Raw genomic sequence first — 952 nt, 5'->3', positions numbered from 1 at the left:
GACTTAGCGAGTTTTATCAGTGCTATAGTTGCTTCAATCTCAGCATTCTCATCTCTAACGGGTATCCCGTTATCATCTTCAACGCCAGCGGTCATCCACCAGTTGCGCCAGTGTTCAGCGTCATCATACTCATTATAAGTTGTTGATGTACCTGTTTTAGGAGAACCGATGGCGATACAGTAGTCTGCCATTCTAGAATAACCTATCGTCATATCACGTTCATAGACCAGCTCACCCTTATCATTCTCTGTTAACGGGTCTCTGTGGTTTGCTATATTGCTCACTATTGCAACGTAGGATATACCTTGACAAGGTACAACATAGTCAAATGTTGCCTGATTGGTTGTCCACTCAACACCTGCAACAGGGGCTTTAACCTCTAACGCGGGTATCATTATCGCAGCACGTCTTTCCGCTTCTGCTGCTGCGGCTGCGGCTTGTCTAGCTTTCTCTGCGGCGGCTTGTTTAGCTAGTTTAGCGTTAATGTCTGCTAATTCACCTGGGTACTGGTAGATAAGCCAAGACTCATCATCTAACAGCATTTGCTCAATTGCGCCTTCATCTTCCATTGGGTATTTGACCTTTGCCAAATGCCACATCGCAATCCAGTCTATAATCCCCTCGGTTGTCGCAGCAGTCATGTGTGGGTAATTTGTACTGATGTGTTCTCTGGCGTACGCAATTATCCTAGCTCTACGCTGTTCATAAGTGTAATTAGGGTCTGAACGGGTCCTATCAGTGTATTGTGCCCACATCTCCTTACGCCCTTGGTCACGTGTCTCCTTGTTACTGCTGTGCACCTTAGACCATATCCCAGCCCAAGTGGACATTGATTGCTCCCACGTCTTTGCCTGTACCTGTCCAGACAGTAGTATCAAGAATAATAGGGGTAGTAATTTTAATTTTTTCATTTTAGTTCTCCAGTTGTTTAATGTTAAATAACTATTTTATA

At 44.4% G+C, this 952-nt stretch carries 1 pseudogene; it reads right to left on the bottom strand.

The features are described 5' to 3' along the window. A pseudogene (locus BQ7314_RS12090) lies at positions 1 to 641 on the bottom strand (hypothetical protein); the annotation flags it as partial. Between the last annotated feature and the right edge of the window lie 311 nt (positions 642 to 952).

Source organism: methanotrophic endosymbiont of Bathymodiolus puteoserpentis (Logatchev), from assembly GCF_900128525.1.
Classification (GTDB): Bacteria; Pseudomonadota; Gammaproteobacteria; order Methylococcales; family Methylomonadaceae; genus Methyloprofundus.
The sequence above is the reverse complement of the archived record's forward strand: the minus strand, read 5'-3'. Positions and strand labels throughout refer to the sequence as shown.